Source organism: Herbaspirillum sp. CAH-3, from assembly GCF_009668275.1.
Classification (GTDB): Bacteria; Pseudomonadota; Gammaproteobacteria; order Burkholderiales; family Burkholderiaceae_D; genus Herbaspirillum; species Herbaspirillum aquaticum.
The window spans coordinates 44032-58607 of sequence record NZ_VSWE01000009.1 but is presented as its reverse complement, the minus strand read 5'-3'; the positions used below and the strand labels follow the sequence as shown (position 1 = coordinate 58607).

Genomic DNA, 14576 nt, shown 5'->3' with positions numbered 1-14576 from the left:
ACCCGCGTTCCGGAGCCGGCCGCCTTTGCCAGGCGGTGCCAGGGCCTGAGTGGCCAGGCAGGTTTTCCACGATTTCCAGATCAATTCAAGACGACTCCGCATGGGCTTGTTCTCGTTTTTCCGTAAAAACAAGCAGGATTCTTCTGCTGACCAAGGGTCCTTCCGTTCACGTTCCGAGGAGCAATCTTCCGTCATCCGCAGCCGTAGCAGCCGCAGTGCAGCCAACGGCGCCGCTGGCACCGGCCGCAGCAGCCGCAGCAAGGCGGGCAAGGATGCCGCCGCCGATCCGCTGTTGCCAGAAAAGAAACGCGCCCGCCGCCGCCTGATCGGCGCCGTCGCGCTGGCACTGGCGGTGGTGATCGTGTTGCCGATGATCCTCGATTCCGAGCCCAAGCCGCTCAACGACGACATCGCCATCCAGATCCCGTCCAAGGACCAGCCGGCTGCCGATGCGGCCCAGCCGGGTGGCCGCGATGGCAAGCAAGCCTCGCTGGACCAGAAGGAAGAGATCGTCGAGCCGTCCAGCATCGCCCCTGAACCGGCTGCAGCCACGCCGGCTGCCCCGGCCCAGCCGGTGACGCCGCCGGTGGCCGCGGTGGCGCCCAAGGTGGTGGAGAAGGCGAGCGAAAAACCGACCGAAAAGCCGGTCGAGAAGCCTGTTGAAAAGCCGGTGCACAAGGCCGAGGAAAAGAAGCCGGCCGTGGCCGAGCACAAGGAAGAACCGAAGAAGGAAGCTGCCAAGCCCAAGGCGCCTGCGCACACCGCCGACGACGATGCGGCGCGAGCGCTGGCGATCCTGGAAGGCAAGCCGGCCAGTGCGGCTGCGGCCCCGGCGGAGAAGAAACCGGTCGCTGCTGGCGGCAAGTTCGTCATCCAGGTGGCTGCGCTGGCCACCCAGGACAAGGTCAATGAATTGCGCAACAAGCTCAGCGCCGCCGGCATCCATTCGTATACGCAAAAGATCGCAACCGAGGCAGGAGAGCGCACGCGCATTCGCGTGGGCCCCTTCGCCAGCCGCGAGGAAGCCGAGCGCATGGGCGGCCGAATCAAGAAGCTGGGCCTGAATGCCACGATTGTTCCTGCTTGAATTTGGCTACAGATAGCCGCATATTGTTGTCATCGTGACGATATTTGACTACCTGGTGCTGCTGATCCTTGTTTGTTCAGTGATCATCGGCACCCTGCGCGGACTGGTGCGCGAGGTGTTGTCCCTGGCCGGCTGGATCGTCGCGCTGGTGGTGGCCAATACTTATGGCGAGGCGCTGTCGACGATGTTGCCTGATGTGGTGCCGGGTGAACTGACGCGCTTGATCGTGGCCTTCATTGCGCTGTTCATCGGTACGCGCCTGTTGATGGCGCTGGTGGCCAAGACGCTGGGCGAGCTGGTCAAGGCGACCGGCCTGGGTTTCCTCGATCGCACGCTGGGCAGCATTTTTGGCGTGGCGCGCGGGGTGTTGCTGGTGGTGGCGGTGGCCTTGCTGTGCGGTACCACGGCCATTCCGCAGCAGGATTTCTGGAAGCAGGCACGCTTCAGCCCCTGGGTCGAGCAGGCCGCCGAAGCGGTGCTGCCTTACCTGCCGGGCAAGCTGGCCGAGCATGTGAGTTTTTCCACTCCGGTGTGAGCGGATGGACGGCCCCGTGGCGGGGACCTCCGGATCGCGGGAGTGGCGTGGCAGTCGTGGTTCATTTTCGTTTTCGTTTTTCGTTAGGAGTCCACCATGTGTGGCATCGTCGGTATCGTCTCTCATAGTCCCGTCAACCAGATGCTGTATGACGCGCTGCTGCTGCTGCAGCACCGCGGCCAGGATGCGGCGGGGATCGCAACCAACCACAGCAACGGTTTCTCGATGCACAAGGCCAATGGCCTGGTGCGCGACGTGTTCCGTACCCGCAACATGCGCTCGCTGCCCGGCAACACCGGCATCGGCCAGGTGCGCTATCCGACCGCAGGCAGCTCGTCCTCGGAAGAAGAAGCGCAGCCCTTCTACGTCAATGCCCCCTTCGGCATCATCCTGGCGCACAACGGCAACCTGACCAATGCGGAACAGTTGAAGATCGAGATGTTCAAGAACGATCGCCGCCACATCAACACCGATTCCGATACCGAAGTGCTGTTGAACGTGCTGGCCCACGAGATCCAGCAAGCCACCACCGGCTACTCGCTCGATCCGGCGGCGCTCTTCAAGGCCGTGGCCATGGTCCACAAGCGCGTGCGCGGCTCCTACGCCGTGGTAGCGCAGATCGCCGGTTATGGCCTCCTGGGCTTCCGCGATCCGTACGGCATCCGTCCGATGTGCCTGGGCTTCAACGAGAGCGACAAGGGCATCGAATACATGATGGCCAGCGAATCGGTGGCCCTGGAAGGCATGGGCTTCCGCTTCCTGCGCGACGTCAACCCGGGTGAAGCGATCTTCATCGACAACGACGGCAAGCTGTACAACCAGCAATGCGCCGAAAACCCGACGCTGAACCCCTGTGCCTTCGAATACGTCTACCTGGCCCGTCCGGACTCCATCATCGATGGCGCCTCGGTCTACGCCACCCGCCTGAAGATGGGCGAGTTCCTGGCCGACAAGATCCGTAGCCAGTTCAAGCATGGCGAGATCGACGTGGTCATGCCGATTCCCGATTCCTCGCGTCCGGCGGCCATGGAACTGGCCTTGAAGTTGGGCATCGAGTACCGCGAAGGCTTCATCAAGAACCGCTACATCGGCCGCACCTTCATCATGCCGGGCCAGGCACTGCGCAAGAAGTCGGTGCGCCAGAAGCTCAACGCCATCGGCAGCGAGTTCAAGGGCAAGAACGTGCTGCTGGTGGATGATTCCATCGTGCGCGGCACCACCAGCCGTGAAATCGTGCAGATGGCCCGCGAGTCGGGTGCCAAGAACGTGATCTTCGCGTCGGCCGCGCCGCCGGTGAAGTTCCCCAACGTGTACGGCATCGACATGCCGACCCGTGACGAACTGATCGCCTTCGGCCGCAGCGACGAAGAGGTTTGCCGCGAGATCACCGCCGATGCCCTGGTGTACCAGGACGTGGAAGCCCTGAAGCGTGCCATCTCCGACGCCAACCCGGCCCTGAAGCAATTCGAGGCCTCCTGCTTCGACGGTCATTACATCACCGGCGACATCACCCAGGAATACCTGGACCGCATCGAATACGCCCGCAAGAACCCCAAGCCGGCGCTGGAAGATGTGGTGCGTTCCCAGCTGAACCTGAACCTGGCGCGCGTGGACTGACCTTCGCCGCCTGACTCCAGGCTGGACCAGGACGCCGGTGGCCGCTTTGGCGGTACCGGCGTTTTGCGTTGATGTGCCGTGCAAACCAGCCGGCGGGAATCTGGCTTATCATTTTGCCTTTGGCCCTGCGCCGGCCTTGCTCATTTCTTCTGCCTTTCCGACTACGCGATGAACGATAAAAAGACCTACGGCTTCACCACCACCATCCTCCACAGCGACCGCCAGAAGGGCATCGAACACGGCTCGCTGCACAAGCCCATCCACACCTCCGTGACCTTCGGCTACGAAGATGCGCGCCAGCTGGCCGAAGTGTTCCAGGGCAAGCAGCCCGGCTATCGCTATGGCCGCCAGGGCAACCCGACGGTGTCGGCGCTGGAAGACAAGATCACCAAGATGGAAGACGGCAAGTCCACCATCTGTTTTGCCACCGGCATGGCCGCCATTGGTGCCATCGTCCAGGGCTTGCTGCGCGAGGGCGATCATGTGGTGTCGTCGGCTTTCCTGTTCGGTAATACCAATAGTCTCTGGATGACGGTGGGCGCGCAGGGTGCCAAGGTCTCCATGGTGGATGCTACCGATGTGAAGAACGTGGAAGCGGTCATCACGCCGCAGACCCGCCTGGTCTTCGTGGAAACCATCGCCAACCCGCGCACCCAGGTGGCGGACCTGAAGCGCATCGGCGAACTGTGCCGCGAGCGCGGCATCCTCTACGTGGTGGACAACACCATGACCTCGCCCTACCTGTTCCGTCCCAAGACGGTCGGGGCCGGCCTGGTGGTCAATTCGCTGACCAAGTCCATCGGCGGCCACGGCAATGCCCTGGGTGGGGCCCTGACCGATACCGGTGAATACGACTGGACGCGCTACCCGCACATTGCCGACAGCTACAAGAAGAACCCGGCCCCGCAATGGGGCATGGCGCAGATCCGCGCCAAGGCGCTGCGCGACTTCGGCGCGACGCTGGGTCCGGAAGCGGCACACCACATCGCCGTCGGCGCCGAGACCATGGCCCTGCGCCAGGAACGTGAATGCAAGAATGCGCTGGCGCTGGCCCAGATGCTGGAAGCCGATCCGCGCGTGGCGGCGGTCTACTATCCGGGGCTGGAGTCGCATCCGCAGCACGCCCTGTGCAAGCAGCTGTTCCGCTCCTTCGGCAGCCTCATGTCATTCGAGCTGAAGGACAGCATCGACTGCTTCGATTACCTCAACCGCCTGAACCTGGCCGTGGCGGCCAGCAACCTGGGCGACACCCGCACGCTGGTGATCCCGGTGGCGCACACCATCTTCTACGAGATGGGCGCCGAGCGCCGCGCCAGCATGGGCATCGCCGAATCGTTGATTCGTGTCTCCGTGGGCTTGGAAGATACCGATGACCTGGTGGCCGATTTCCGCCAGGCGCTGGAGGCCTGATCTACGCTGGTTTCAAGCCGAAGTGAAGAAAACAACACGCCCGTCGCCTCGCAAGAGGGACGGGCGTTGTTCTTGGTGCTGCCAGGTGAACGCTTGTGTAAAAAACCGGTGTCAGGGCACCAGGTTGGCCACCGCTTCCCGATCGGCCCACTTGGTCTTGTAGGTCGGCTTGAAAGTCTGGAAGCGTTCGATCAGCTTGACCGGATCGGCCTCATGCATCATCAGCCCGGACTGGTCGCTGCTGACGAAGCGCTGCGAGACCAGGTGGTCGACGAAGGCGATCAGGTTGTTGTAGAAGCCGTCCACGTTGTACAGGCTGATCGGCTTGTAGTGGAAGCCCAGCTGGGCCCAGGTCAGCACTTCGAACAGTTCTTCCAGGGTGCCCATGCCGCCGGGCATGGCCACGAAGCCATCGGACAGCTCGGCCATCATGGCCTTGCGTTCGTGCATGTCCTTGACGATGTGCAGGCGGGTCAGGCCATCGTGGCCCAGTTCCTTGTCCAGCAAGGCTTTGGGGATGACGCCGGTGGCTTCGCCGCCGAGCTTCATGACTTCACTGGCGATGATGCCCATCAGGCCCACATTGCCGCCGCCATAGACCAGGGCGATGTTGTTCTTCACCATCTCCTGGGCCAGCTTGCGCGCCGCCTGGGCATAGGCCGGGGAAGCGCCGGGGGAAGAACCGCAATATACGCAAATCGATTTCATGTGTCCTCTGCTGTGTCCGTCGTTACGTCAGTACATGGTTACAATGGCTGAGCTGGATGGCAGGATGTTTCCTCCTGGAATCAACATGTCTGTCCAAGCTGCCACTATCTCCAGCCGTCTTCCTGTTATACCATGATAGTGCAGTGCAGCATAAGCCGAAGTGGTGACGCCGGCGTGACAGCGCCACTGCCCCTGCGCCCGGCCTCATCGTGCGGGCCTGTCACGCGGCACGTGAAGATAAAGGACATCATGTCGAACAAGATCGTCAGTCTGGCCCTGCAAGGCGGGGGCTCGCATGGCGCCTTCACCTGGGGCGTGCTGGATCGTTTGCTGGAGGATGGCCGGCTGGACCTGGAAGGCATCAGCGGTGCCTCGGCCGGGGCCATGAATGCGGCGGTGATGGCCCAGGGTTACGTGCAGGATGGCCGCGACGGTGCCCGCGCCGCGCTGGAGCGCTTCTGGACTGCGCTCTCCAATGGCGTGCCGCTGGACCATGTGACGGCCGAAGGCGCGCCCGTCATCGCCAACCCCGCACCACTGCCCGGCATGCAGGCACTGCTGGCGATGACGCGCTTCTTCTCGCCCACGCAATTGAATCCGCTGGATATCAATCCGCTGCGCGACATCCTGGTGGAGCAGGTCGATTTCGAACGCGTGCGCAGCCAGCGTGAACTGAAATTGTTCATTGCGGCCACCCAGGTCAGCACCGGCACGTTGAAGATCTTCCGCAACCCCGATCTGTCGGTGGAAGTGCTGTTGGCCTCGGCCTGCCTGCCTTCGCTGCACCGGCCCATCGAGATCGATGGCGAAGCCTATTGGGATGGCGGCCTGACCGCCAACCCGCCGATTTTCCCGCTCCTGCATTCCTGTGCCGCGCGCGACGTGATGGTGGTGCTGCTGCATCCCAGTCGCCGCGCCGGCACGCCCACCTCCAGCCACGACATCGGCCAGCGGCTCTCGGAAATCAGCTTCAGCTCGGCCTTCTTCACCGAACTGAGCGGACTGGCCCTGGCCAAGCGCGAGGCCGAGAATTCAACCCTGGCCTTCGGCTCGCTGGAGCGGCGGCTGCGCCAGCTCAACATCCACATGATCGATGCCAATGAACTGATGGAGCAGCTGACCAACCTCTCCAAGCTCAATACCCAGGCCAGTTTCATCGGCAGCCTGTTCCAGCAGGGCCGCGAGCGCGCCTCCGAATGGCTGGAGCAGAACTTCGCCCAGATCGGTCATACATCCACCTTCGACCTCGGGCGTTTCCTTCCCTGAGGCGGCTGGCGGGGCAGGGCGGACGCACGATCGTTCACTTTTGTCTATACTTTGCGGCTTGATCCTTCGTTCCGCCCCGCAGTACCGACAAAAAAGACAAGCCATGCGCCAAACCATCGCCAAAAAAACCTCCCGTTCCGAATTCCTCGATGTGCGCGGCCTGCGCTACCACGTGCGCCACTGGGGCGACCCGCAGGCCCCCAAGATCTTCATGATGCACGGCTGGATGGATATGTCGGCCTCGTTCCAGTTCATGGTCGATGCCCTGCAAGGGGAGTGGCATGTGATCGCCCCCGACTGGCGCGGTTTCGGCCTGACCGAGCGAGCCCCGGCGCAGTCCTACTGGTTCCCCGATTACCTGGCCGACCTCGACGCCATCCTCGACCACTATGCCGGCGAGGAGCCCATCAACCTGCTCGGCCACAGCATGGGCGGCAACGTGGTGAGCCTGTATGCGGGCGTGCGGCCCCAGCGCATCAAGCGGCTGGTGAACCTGGAAGGCATTGGCCTGCCCACGGCCAAGCCGGAGCAGGCGCCGGGACGCTTCACGCAATGGCTGGACGAGATGAAGAATCGTCCCGTATTGCGCGGCTACGAGACGCTCGAAGAGGTCGCGGCGCGGCTGCAGAAGAACAATGCACGCCTCTCGGACGAGCGCGCCGGTTTCCTGGCCCAGCATTGGGCGCAGCAGGATGAGAGCGGCCTGTGGCAGATCCTGGGTGATCCGGCCCACAAGCAGGTCAGCCCCATCCTGTACCGGGTCGATGAAATGATGGCCTGCTGGAGCCGCATTACCGCGCCGGTGCTGTGGATCGAGGCGATTGACAGCGATATCTGGCGTTTCTTCGGTCCGGCTTCGTTGAAACGTGAAGAAATCGACCGCCGCATCGCCTGTATCCCGAAGACGCAGGTGGAGATGATCGCCGATGCCGGCCACATGCTGCATCACGACCAGCCCGAACGGCTGGCGCAACTGATCGAGGCTTTCCTGCAGCAGCCGGCCTGAGGCCGGCCGCATCGTGCGGTGCAGTGCGGGGTCGGCACCAAGCGCGTAAAATGGAAACATTCCAATCACCCGGACCTCCCTGACCGGCGGCAGCCACAAGCGACCGGCGCGGTCGCTGAGGTCATTGCGACTTCCTATGTCTGAACTCAAGTTCGATCTGCATTGCCACTCCAACGTCTCCGACGGCCTGTTGCCGCCGGAAGAAGTGGCCGCGCGCGCCAAGGCCAATGGTGTGGGCGTATGGGCGCTGACCGACCACGATGAAGTGGGCGGCGTGGCACGCGCCCGTGCGGCCGCGCGCGCGCTGGGCATGGAACATGTCGCTGGCGTGGAAATTTCGGTCACCTGGGCCGGGCATACGGTGCATATCGTGGGCTTGCGTATCGACGAGACCAACCAGGACCTGGTTGAAGGACTGGCCGCCACCCGCAACGGCCGCGAACGCCGCGCCCGCGAGATCGCCGAGGCGCTGGACCGGCACGGCATCTGCGGTGCGTATGAAGGTGCGTTGAAGCACGTGGGCAATCCCGACCTGATCTCGCGCACGCACTTTGCGCGCTACCTGGTCGAATGCGGCACCTGCTGCGATACCAAGGAAGTCTTCGCCAACTACCTCACCGAGGGCAAGCCCGGCTACGTGCCGCACCGCTGGGCCACGCTGGAAGAGTCGGTGCGCTGGATCCGCGGGGCTGGCGGGGTGGCAGTGATCGCCCATCCGGGCCGCTACAAGTACACCCAGACCCAGTTCGGCGCGCTCTTCGACGAGTTCAAGCAGCTGGGCGGCGCGGCCATCGAAGTCAATACCGGCAGCCATACGCCGGAGCAGTACCAGGAATACGCCCAGGTAGCGCGCAGTTACGGCTTTCTGGCCTCGATGGGCTCGGATTTCCACGGTCCGGGCGAGTCGCGCATGGACCTGGGCGGACTGCCGCCGCTGCCCACCGGGGTCAAGCCGGTCTGGCACGACTGGGGGCTGTGAAGCCCTTGAATTCAGCCGGCCGATTCCTATCTAATAACCACTTTTCCGATAGGAGTTTTCCCCGATGAAACGCATCCTGCTGTTTATCGCCACCAACATCGCCGTGCTGGTGGTGATGAGCGTGATCCTCTCCCTCTTGGGCGTGGACCGCTTCCTCACTCGTTCCGGCCTGAACCTGCCGATGCTGATGGTGTTCTCGCTGGTGGTCGGTTTCACCGGATCGATCATCTCCTTGCTGATGAGCAAGAGCATGGCCAAGTGGTCCACCGGCGCGCGCGTGATCGAAACGCCCATGAACGGTACCGAAGCCTGGCTGCTGCAGACCGTGGGCAAGCTGGCCCAGCGCGCCGGGATCGGCATGCCGGAGGTGGCGGTCTATGACGGCGAACCCAATGCCTTTGCCACCGGTGCCTTCCGCGATTCGGCCCTGGTGGCGGTCTCGACCGGCCTGCTGCAGGGCATGACGCAGGAGGAAGTGGAAGCCGTGCTGGGCCACGAGGTGGCCCACATCGCCAATGGCGACATGGTGACGATGACCCTGATCCAAGGCGTGGTGAATACCTTCGTGGTGTTCCTGTCGCGGGTGGTCGGCTATTTCGTGGATTCGGCCCTGCGCCGCAACAACGAGTCCTCCGGCCCCGGCATCGGCTACATGGTGACGGTGATGGTGTGCCAGGTGGTCTTCGGTATCGGCGCCTCGATCATCGTGGCCTGGTTCTCGCGCCATCGTGAATTCCGGGCCGATGCCGGTGCCGCGCGCCTCTTGGGTACGCCCCAGCCGATGATCAATGCCCTGGCGCGCCTGGGCGGCTTTTCGCCGGAAGGCCTGCCGCAGAACATGGCAGCCCTGGGCATCAGCGACAAGCCCGGCATCATGGAGCTGTTCTCGACACACCCGCCGCTGGAACAGCGCATCGCCGCCCTGCGCGGCCAGCGCTAAGCCCGGCGGGCAGCGACAACGGCGGTGGCGACACCGCCGTTGTGCTTTTGACGATTTGGATTTGGATTGGAAACGGAAACCGCATCATGAGCCAGTTTTTCGAGATTCACCCCGACAACCCGCAGCTGCGCCTGATCAAGCAAGCCGCGCAGATCATCCACAAGGGCGGCCTGGTGGCCTTGCCTACCGACTCCTGCTACGCGCTGGTGTGCCAGCTGGACAACAAGGATGCCGTCGAACGCGTGCGCCGCATCCGTGGCGTGGACGACAAGCACCACCTGACCCTGCTGTGCCGTGACCTCTCCGAGATCGCACAGTACGCCAAGGTCGACAACCGCCAGTACCGCCTGCTCAAGGCCGCCACGCCGGGGGCCTATACCTTCATCCTGGAAGCCACCAAGGAAGTGCCGCGCCGCCTCTCGCACCCCTCGCGCAAGACCATCGGCCTGCGTGTGCCGGAGAACCGCATCGCCCACATGCTGCTGGAAGAACTGGGCCAGCCGCTGCTGGGAACCACCCTGATCCTGCCGGACGAAGACTTGCCGCTGACCAGTGCCGAAGACATCCGCAGCCATCTGGAAAAGCAGATCGACCTGGTCATCGACAGCGGCGCCTGCAGCCTGGAGCCGACTACCGTGATCGATCTCACCGATGACAATGAGCCCGTGCTGGTGCGGCAGGGCAGGGGAGACGCCGGCATCTTCGGTTTGCAGGCTGCATAAGCGAAGTAGTTGTCCTTCCCACCCGGCGCGCCGGACCTGCCCTGAGCGAATCCGGGGCAGTTCGTTGTCCCTCTGCTAAAATCCCCGCCCATGAACGAACTCATCCAGACCGTCGCGGTTTACGCGCTGCCCGTGCTCTTCGCCATTACCCTGCACGAGGCGGCCCATGCCTATGCGGCCAAGTTTTTCGGGGATACGACTGCTTATTCGATGGGGCGCATGAGCCTCAACCCGCTCAAGCACATCGATCCCTTCGGTACCATCCTCATTCCCATCCTGCTGTACTTCGCCACCAGCGGTGCCTTCCTGTTCGGCTATGCCAAGCCGGTGCCGATCAACTTCGGCCACCTGCGCAAGCCCAAGCGCGACATGGCCTGGGTTTCGCTGGCCGGCCCTGCGGCCAACTTCTTCATGGCGCTGCTGTGGACGCTGGCCATCTATGCCCTGGTGCTGGGCGGGGTGCAAGAAGAATTCTTCATGCTCATGGCCAAGGCCGGGGTGCTGACCAACCTGGTGATGTTCGCCTTCAACCTGTTCCCGATCCCGCCCCTGGATGGCGGTCGCATCCTCACCAGCCTGTTGCCGAACAAATACGCCTACAAATTCGCCCAGATCGAGCCCTACGGCTTCTTCATCGTCATGGCGCTGGTGCTGCTCAAGGTGATCTACACCTGGTGGATGGCGCCGGTGATGTATGTGGCCAGCAAGCTGCTGCAGCTCATTACCTTCCCCATTTCCTTGTTGTTCTGATTGTTCACCGAGTTGATCCCGTTCATGTCGAACCGCCAACCGCCAACCCACGCCAAACGCCATGTATCCTGACCGCGTCGTCTCCGGCATGCGCCCCACGGGCGCGCTGCACCTGGGCCACTATCACGGTGCCCTGAAGAACTGGGTCAAGCTGCAGTCCGAGCTGCCCTGCCTGTTCTTCGTGGCCGACTGGCATGCACTGACCACCCATTACGACGATCCCTCCGTGATCGAGACCAGCACCTGGGAAATGGTGATCGACTGGCTCGCTGCCGGGGTCGATCCTGCCCAGGCGACGCTGTTCATCCAGTCGCGCGTGCCCGAGCACGCCGAACTGCACCTGCTGCTGTCCATGGCCACCCCGCTGGGCTGGCTGGAACGCGTGCCGACCTACAAGGACCAGCAGGAAAAGCTGGCCGACCGCGACCTGGCCACCTACGGCTTCCTGGGCTACCCGCTGCTGCAGGCGGCCGACGTGCTGATCTACCGCGCCAGCCAGGTGCCGGTGGGTGAGGACCAGGTGCCGCACATCGAGATCATGCGCGAGATCGCGCGCCGCTTCAACCACCTGTACGGCAAGGAAAAAGGCTTCGAGGAAAAGGCCCTGGCTGCCACCAAGAAGCTGGGCAGCAAGCGCGCCAAGCTGTACCTGGAACTGCGCACGCAATTCCAGGAAAAGGGCGATGATGAAGCCTTGGAACAGGCCAAGGCCATGCTGGACGATGCCCAGAACCTGTCGATGATCGATCGTGAACGTTTGTTCGGCTATCTCGAAGGCAGCCGCAAGTTGATCCTCACCGAGCCGCAGGCCATGCTGACCGAGGCTTCGCGCCTGCCGGGGCTGGATGGAGCCAAGATGTCCAAGAGCTATGGCAATGCCATCGCCCTGCGTGAAGATGCGGCTTCGGTCACCAAGAAGGTCAAGACCATGCCGACCGACCCGCAGCGCGTGCGCCGCAGCGATCCGGGCGATCCGGACAAATGCCCGGTCTGGCAATTCCACCAGGTCTATTCCCCGTCGGAAGTGAAGGAATGGGCAGCCAAGGGCTGCCGTTCGGCCGGGATCGGTTGCCTGGAGTGCAAGCAACCGGTGATCGATGCCATCCTGCAAGAGCAGCAGCCGATGCTGGAACGTGCCCAGCCTTACCTGGATGATCCCTCGCTGGTGCGCGCCATTGTCGCCGATGGCTGTGACAAGGCACGCAAGCTGGCCCAGGACACCATGCGCGACGTGCGCGAAGCCATGGGGCTGGGTTATTGAGTGATTGACCGGCGGCAAGCGGGTTTGAGGCCGTCGCGGGGCCCGCAGGGGCGGGTTCTCCGGCTTTTTTTACGTCCGCTTTCAACTGTAGCAGCCGCAAATTGACCTGATGAGGCGTCTATCCGCTACAATCAGGCCTTTATTCTGACCACCACCTTACATACGCACACCATGATCAAGGGTAGCATTGTTGCAATCGTCACTCCCATGCATCCGGACGGCAGCCTCGACTACGACGGCCTGCGCAAGCTGATCGACTGGCATATCGCCGAGGGAACCGACAGCATCGTCATCGTCGGTACCACCGGCGAATCGCCCACCGTCTCGATGGAAGAGCACTGCGAACTGATCAAGGTCGCGGTCGAGCATACGGCCAAACGCATCCCCATCATCGCCGGTACCGGCGGCAATTCCACCGCCGAAGCCATCGAGCTGACCGCCTTCGCCAAGAAGGTCGGCGCCGACGCCTCGCTGCAGGTGGTGCCCTACTACAACCGTCCGACCCAGGAAGGCATGTACCTGCACTTCAAGACCATCGCCGAAGCGGTGGATCTGCCGGTGATCCTGTACAACGTGCCCGGCCGTACGGTGGCCGACATGAGCAACGAGACCATCCTGCGCCTGGCGCAGGTCAAGGGCATCGTGGGTGTGAAGGACGCCACCGGCAACATCGCCCGCGGCACCGACCTGATCCGCCTGGCCCCCAAGGATTTCGCGGTCTACTCCGGTGACGACGCTACCGCCATCGCCTTGATGCTGTATGGCGGCGCCGGCAACATCTCGGTGACGGCCAACGTCGCCCCGCGCGACATGCACGAGCTGTGCGTGGCCGCCATGAGCGGCAACATCGCCCGTGCCGTGGAACTGAACAACAAGCTGCTGCCGCTGCACAACAAGCTCTTCGTCGAGCCCAACCCGGTGCCGGTGAAGTGGGCCATGCAGGAGATGGGCCTGATCCCGTCGGGCATGCGCCTGCCGCTGGCGCCGCTGGGTGCGTCCTTCCACGACACCGTCCGTGCCGCCCTGCGCGAGTCCGGCGTCTTAAACTGATCGGCTTGGCCGCTTTGGCGCAGGTCTCCTGAAATCCGATTCCGCTTTCACTAGTAACGATATGACTAATAGCAATAACGTTCGTCCGGTCTCCCGCTCCGCGTACACACTTACCCAACGCAGCATCGTCGTCGCACTGGCGCTGGCCGGACTGGCAGGATGCTCGTCCATCGGCAACATGCTCGAAGGCGACCGTATCGATTACAAGAGCGCCGAAAAGGCCCGTGGCCCGCGCCTGGAAGTGCCGCCCGACCTGACCCAGCTGCAGCGCGACAACCGCTACGCCATCCCTGAAGCCAACAAGGGCGTGGCCACTGCGTCGGGTTACCAGCTGGAACAGCAGAACAAGCCGACCACCGATGTCACCTCCGTGGCGCCGACCTCCAAGGGCGACGAGATCCGCATCGAGCGCGATGGCTCGCAGCGCTGGCTGGTGGTCAAGCAGACCCCGGAACAGCTGTGGCCGCAGATCAAGGACTTCTGGCAGGACAGCGGTTTCCTGATCAACATCGAATCGCCCGATACCGGCGTGATGGAAACCGACTGGGCCGAGAACCGCGCCAAGATCCCGCAGGACTTCATCCGCAACACGCTGGGCAAGGTGTTTGATTCGCTGTACTCCACCGGCGAGCGCGACAAGTTCCGCACCCGCCTGGAGCGCGGCCCCAACGGCACCACCGAAATCTTCATCAGCCATCGCGGTGCCGAAGAAGTGCTGACCGGTTCGGCCAAGGAAACCTCGGTGTGGACCGCGCGTCCTTCCGATCCGGGCCTGGAAGCTGAATTCCTGTCGCGCCTGATGGTGCGCCTGGGTGCTGAAGAAACCAAGGCCAAGGCCGCCGTGGCCAACGCCCCCTCGCTGCAGTCCCGCTCGCGCCTGCAGAAGACCGCCACCGGCAACAGCGTGCAAGTGGATGAAGGTTTCGACCGCGCATGGCGCCGTGTCGGCCTGGCACTGGATCGCGTGGGCTTCACCGTGGAAGATCGCGACCGCAGCCAGGGCATCTACTACGTGCGCTACGTGGACCAGAACCAGGACGCCAAGGACAAGAAGGATGACGGCTTCTTCTCGCGCATCTTCAGCTCCAAGGACAAGGACAAGAAGGCTGCCAAGTACCGCATCGTGGTCAAGGGTGCTGGCGCCGACAGCAGCAACATCGTCGTGCAGAACGGCGAGGGTGGTCCGGATACCTCGGGTATCTCCGACAAGATCCTCGGTCTGCTCAACGACCAGCTGAAGTAAGC

The 14576-nt window shown here is 63.2% G+C and carries 14 protein-coding genes; 13 read left to right on the top strand and 1 reads right to left on the bottom strand.

All coding sequences use genetic code 11. The features are described from left to right. Positions 1-100 precede the first annotated feature (100 nt). The 4 genes from FYB76_RS12790 to FYB76_RS12775 all read left to right on the top strand — a co-directional run bounded on the left by FYB76_RS12790 (position 101) and on the right by FYB76_RS12775 (position 4649). Positions 101-1087, top strand: a complete 987-nt coding sequence (locus tag FYB76_RS12790) for an SPOR domain-containing protein (protein ID WP_154133889.1) — start codon at positions 101-103, stop codon at positions 1085-1087. Positions 1088-1121: 34 nt separating this feature from the next. Then, on the top strand, positions 1122-1622 hold the full coding sequence (locus FYB76_RS12785; protein WP_088754954.1) for a CvpA family protein: 501 nt from the start codon (positions 1122-1124) through the stop codon (positions 1620-1622). Positions 1623-1718: 96 nt separating this feature from the next. Continuing rightward, the gene (purF, locus tag FYB76_RS12780; RefSeq protein ID WP_088754955.1) at positions 1719-3239 is read left to right on the top strand and encodes an amidophosphoribosyltransferase; all 1521 of its coding nucleotides are present in this window, start codon (positions 1719-1721) and stop codon (positions 3237-3239) included. A 168-nt stretch (positions 3240-3407) separates the two neighbouring features. After that, a complete protein-coding gene (locus FYB76_RS12775; RefSeq protein WP_154133888.1) occupies positions 3408-4649 on the top strand; it encodes a cystathionine gamma-synthase family protein in 1242 nt (413 codons plus the stop codon). Between the two features lie 111 nt (positions 4650-4760). Here the strand turns inward: FYB76_RS12775 and FYB76_RS12770 are convergent, their stop codons facing one another. Further along, a complete protein-coding gene (locus FYB76_RS12770; protein WP_154133887.1) occupies positions 4761-5357 on the bottom strand; it encodes a TIGR00730 family Rossman fold protein in 597 nt (198 codons plus the stop codon). A gap of 249 nt (positions 5358-5606) precedes the next feature. Between FYB76_RS12770 and FYB76_RS12765 the strand changes: the two genes are divergently transcribed. From FYB76_RS12765 to bamC, 9 genes are all read left to right on the top strand, one after another. After that, a complete protein-coding gene (locus FYB76_RS12765; RefSeq protein ID WP_154133886.1) occupies positions 5607-6623 on the top strand; it encodes a patatin-like phospholipase family protein in 1017 nt (338 codons plus the stop codon). Positions 6624-6726: 103 nt separating this feature from the next. Continuing rightward, complete coding sequence (locus FYB76_RS12760; RefSeq protein WP_154133885.1) at positions 6727-7629, top strand: alpha/beta fold hydrolase; 903 nt, start codon at positions 6727-6729, stop codon at positions 7627-7629. Between the two features lie 136 nt (positions 7630-7765). After that, positions 7766-8608 carry a 3',5'-nucleoside bisphosphate phosphatase gene (locus FYB76_RS12755; RefSeq protein WP_154133884.1) on the top strand — a complete coding sequence of 281 codons (843 nt, stop codon included), beginning with the start codon at positions 7766-7768 and terminating at the stop codon, positions 8606-8608. Between the two features lie 64 nt (positions 8609-8672). Further along, on the top strand, positions 8673-9548 hold the full coding sequence (htpX, locus tag FYB76_RS12750; RefSeq protein WP_154133883.1) for a protease HtpX: 876 nt from the start codon (positions 8673-8675) through the stop codon (positions 9546-9548). An 86-nt stretch (positions 9549-9634) separates the two neighbouring features. Further along, on the top strand, positions 9635-10270 hold the full coding sequence (locus FYB76_RS12745; RefSeq protein ID WP_088754962.1) for an L-threonylcarbamoyladenylate synthase: 636 nt from the start codon (positions 9635-9637) through the stop codon (positions 10268-10270). Positions 10271-10360: 90 nt separating this feature from the next. Further along, entirely contained in the window at positions 10361-11020 is a 660-nt protein-coding gene (locus FYB76_RS12740) for a site-2 protease family protein (RefSeq protein WP_088754963.1), read from the top strand. Between the two features lie 61 nt (positions 11021-11081). Continuing rightward, complete coding sequence (locus tag FYB76_RS12735) at positions 11082-12281, top strand: tryptophan--tRNA ligase (protein ID WP_088754964.1); 1200 nt, start codon at positions 11082-11084, stop codon at positions 12279-12281. A gap of 171 nt (positions 12282-12452) precedes the next feature. Beyond that, a complete protein-coding gene (gene dapA, locus FYB76_RS12730; protein ID WP_088754965.1) occupies positions 12453-13331 on the top strand; it encodes a 4-hydroxy-tetrahydrodipicolinate synthase in 879 nt (292 codons plus the stop codon). Between the two features lie 61 nt (positions 13332-13392). Then, positions 13393-14574, top strand: a complete 1182-nt coding sequence (gene bamC / locus FYB76_RS12725; RefSeq protein ID WP_088754966.1) for an outer membrane protein assembly factor BamC — start codon at positions 13393-13395, stop codon at positions 14572-14574. Positions 14575-14576: the final 2 nt, after the last annotated feature.

Bases quoted from the DNA above. Each gene is read 5' to 3' on its own strand.
- FYB76_RS12790 (WP_154133889.1), top strand. From the start codon at position 101: ATGGGCTTGTTCTCGTTTTTCCGTAAAAACAAGCAGGATTCTTCTGCT.
- purF (WP_088754955.1), top strand. From the start codon at position 1,719: ATGTGTGGCATCGTCGGTATCGTCTCTCATAGTCCCGTCAACCAGATG.
- FYB76_RS12775 (WP_154133888.1), top strand. From the start codon at position 3,408: ATGAACGATAAAAAGACCTACGGCTTCACCACCACCATCCTCCACAGC.
- FYB76_RS12770 (WP_154133887.1), bottom strand. From the start codon at position 5,357: ATGAAATCGATTTGCGTATATTGCGGTTCTTCCCCCGGCGCTTCCCCG.
- FYB76_RS12765 (WP_154133886.1), top strand. From the start codon at position 5,607: ATGTCGAACAAGATCGTCAGTCTGGCCCTGCAAGGCGGGGGCTCGCAT.
- FYB76_RS12760 (WP_154133885.1), top strand. From the start codon at position 6,727: ATGCGCCAAACCATCGCCAAAAAAACCTCCCGTTCCGAATTCCTCGAT.
- FYB76_RS12755 (WP_154133884.1), top strand. From the start codon at position 7,766: ATGTCTGAACTCAAGTTCGATCTGCATTGCCACTCCAACGTCTCCGAC.
- htpX (WP_154133883.1), top strand. From the start codon at position 8,673: ATGAAACGCATCCTGCTGTTTATCGCCACCAACATCGCCGTGCTGGTG.
- FYB76_RS12745 (WP_088754962.1), top strand. From the start codon at position 9,635: ATGAGCCAGTTTTTCGAGATTCACCCCGACAACCCGCAGCTGCGCCTG.
- FYB76_RS12740 (WP_088754963.1), top strand. From the start codon at position 10,361: ATGAACGAACTCATCCAGACCGTCGCGGTTTACGCGCTGCCCGTGCTC.
- FYB76_RS12735 (WP_088754964.1), top strand. From the start codon at position 11,082: ATGTATCCTGACCGCGTCGTCTCCGGCATGCGCCCCACGGGCGCGCTG.
- dapA (WP_088754965.1), top strand. From the start codon at position 12,453: ATGATCAAGGGTAGCATTGTTGCAATCGTCACTCCCATGCATCCGGAC.
- bamC (WP_088754966.1), top strand. From the start codon at position 13,393: ATGACTAATAGCAATAACGTTCGTCCGGTCTCCCGCTCCGCGTACACA.